This is a genomic window from Citrobacter sp. TBCS-14 (assembly GCF_005280805.1).
Taxonomy (GTDB): domain Bacteria; phylum Pseudomonadota; class Gammaproteobacteria; order Enterobacterales; family Enterobacteriaceae; genus Citrobacter; species Citrobacter gillenii.
On the sequence record NZ_SZWM01000321.1, the window covers coordinates 1 to 257 of the forward strand.

1 protein-coding gene is annotated in these 257 nt (G+C 39.3%); it reads right to left on the reverse strand.

Annotation, left to right across the window (positions count from 1 at the left end):
• The coding region (locus FDX22_RS15310; protein WP_186805314.1) for a transposase at positions 1–257 on the reverse strand (257 nt) is incomplete at both ends.

Sequence of the window (257 nt, forward strand, 5' to 3'; positions counted from 1 at the left end):
TTATTTTCATTTGGGGCGATTTCATATCCAAGAACAGCCTTCTGTCCTTCTGGTGTAATGCCAAGTGCGATATGAATACATTCTTTACTAACGGTTCCACGTCTTAATGGAAGATAGGTTCCGTCAAGAAATAAAACAGAGTAATTGGCTTCTAAGCTTCGCTCATGAAAAGTAGCGACATTCTCCTGAGTTGCTTTTGAGATATTAGAAATTGTGGCAGGACTATAGTGATGACCATACATTCGCTCGATGATATC